The 2,556-nt window shown below is 54.8% G+C and carries 1 protein-coding gene; it reads left to right on the forward strand.

What is annotated here, in order from left to right:
• Positions 1 to 2,556, forward strand: a 2,556-nt coding sequence (locus tag AB1611_19075; GenBank protein MEW6381686.1) for a polyketide synthase dehydratase domain-containing protein, incomplete at both ends; no start/stop codon positions are given.

Here is a 2,556-nt window from a genome sequence, read left to right on the forward strand (position 1 = left end):
GAAATTGTCCAAGTTAGCCCAGCTCTGGGTCAATGGCGCAGGAATTGAGTGGAAGATTCTCCCCCAGAATATCGGATGCAGAAGAGTATCACTGCCCCCCTACCCTTTTGCCAGGGAAAGGCATTGGGTTGCAGTACCGGCATCATCAGTATCAGTATCAGATTGGAGCATGAATCCGGCACAGGCAGCTTGTGCAGGCCAGGATCAATTGGGCGGAGTAGAGAGAGCCCTCAGCCAGGGTCAGATTCCAGGGCTTCATCCTCTGGCGGGGCTCCATCCTCCGACTGGGCTCCACCCTCTGATTGGCAGCAACACCTCGACCTTACGGGAGCAGAAGTTTTCGACCTGGCTGAGCGGGAGTGAGTTTTTTCTGGCCGATCATGTGGTGGGTGAGCATAAGGTGCTGCCCGGCGTGGCCTATCTTGAAATGGCACGGGCCGCAGGTGAGATCAGCGGAGAGAGAAGGGTCAGGAAACTCAAAGACATTGTCTGGGCACAACCGATCACTGTAACCGCATCCCCTCAGCAGGTGCACATCAGCCTGTATCCTCAGCAGCAAGACAGGGTGGAGTATGAGGTAAGTACGATGGGTGAGGATAACCGGCGGGTGGTGCACAGCCAGGGAAAGCTGGTCTATGAGGAGAGAGAGGAGAATAAAAAGAAGAAATACCAGGAGGAAGAAAACAGGAAAAGCAAAGCCGGGATTACCCACAAGGGCTTTGAAGCTGCACCGGGGGCAGATTTCATCGATATCGAAGCCATTAAGGTTCGATGTCAGGGGTTGAAAAGCAGCCAGGAGTGCTATCATGCCTTTCAGACCGGGGGCATACAATACGGCCCGGGCTTTCAGACCATCAGGGAGCTTTTCTTCAATGGGAAAGAGGCCCTGGCACGCCTCGAGGTGCCCCGGAATCTCAAGGGCAGCATTCATGCATTCGGGCTGCATCCATCCCTGATGGATGGGGCATTGCAGACAGTGGCAGGACTTATGCCAGACAAGGCTGAAGGCCAGGAAAAAAGCTCTGCCGATGCTCTCTATCTTCCCTTTGCCCTGGGAGAGGTGGAGATTATCAGCCCCCTGCTGCCTGAGACCTGCTATGCCTATGTGACTGTAGCCGAAGATAAGCCAGGCAAGAAGTTGTCAGCCAGGGATTTGCCAGCCAGGGATTTGCCAGCAGAAAATCTGCCCTCTGCACGGTCCAGGGTCAAAAGATACAACATTCAGCTTGCAGATGAAGACGGCCAAGTGCTGGTGAGCATGAAGGACTTCTCCCTCCGGGCACTCAGGCAACCCCAAAAGGGATCGCGCATCATCAGTGGGATTAGTGGGAACACCGAAGCGAGAAAAGCCCAGGCTGGTGGGACACTAGTCAGTCAGGCTGACGGGGTACTGGTCAAGCAGGCTGATGAGGAATTGGTCAGGATGTATTGCCGCAGTGTGTGGGAGAAGTCAGGGGAATGCTGCCAGGCCATTAAGACTGCTGAGGCTGGTCAGGATGTGGTGGTGGCAGAGGGTGCTGCTCTTTCAGGGCATGTGCTTATCTTTGAGACTCATGGGAATACCGGGGAGGGCAGCAGTGAGGATGCTATTGAGGATACCAATGTGCAGGTTTCCCAGCTCATGCAGGAAATGATGACTGCACGGGGTGAAAACAGGGCACAGCTCATCATTGTCAAGCCGGGACAGGAATACCGTGAGATTGGTGAGCTCATGTATGAAATTAATCCCGGCAACCGGCAGGACTACTTCCGGTTAATTGAGAACCTGGCCAGCAGGCAGGTGATGCCGGATATCATTTTTCACCTGTGGTCATTATGGCCGCCAGGGCCAATGGGGCCGATGAACCCAGAGGGTGATTACCCAACAGGTCTGAATCCGGCCAGTCAGCCTGATTTCAAAGCCTGGCTTGATCAGGGGATGTATTCGATATGCTATCTCAGCCAGGCACTCATGGAGCAGAAGAGGGCTCAGGAGCAAAAGTCCAGGAGGAAAGTCAGGCTGCTGTATGTCTATCCGAGTCCAGGCGACTATCCGCAGCCACAGTATGCGGCTGCAAGTGGCCTGATCAAGACTATTCGCCTTGAGAATCCAAGGCTTATCTATAAGGCAGTGGGACTGGAAAGTAAGGACTCCCTGGCTCTCGATGAGGAGGGTGAAAATATCCATCACCCCCACCCAGCCTCCCCTGCCACAGGGGCTCCCTGCCTCAAGGGGGAGGAGTGGAAGGGATGTACCTCTATTCCCCCTCGCCCCTTTGGGGAGAGGGCCGGGGTGAGGGGCTGTATGGTACGGAGCAATAAGGTAATGACATCGCCCTGGTCCCAGCCCCAATCCAGGGCAACCGCTTTAGAAATACTCAGCATACTGCTGGCTGAGCTTTGCACCGGGTGTGAGGATGAGGTTGATATCCGCTATGAGGGAGGACAAAGATTTGTCAGGCGCTGGCAGGAGATAGCTTTTGGAAGCGAGACTGATAAGGACACCCAGGACGATGCCGGCAAAGGCACTCAGGACGACACTGATAAAGCCAATCAGGATCAGATACCCGCCCTGCT

It is taken from the genome of bacterium (assembly GCA_040755755.1).
Lineage (GTDB): Bacteria > SZUA-182 > SZUA-182 > DTGQ01 > DTGQ01 > DTGQ01.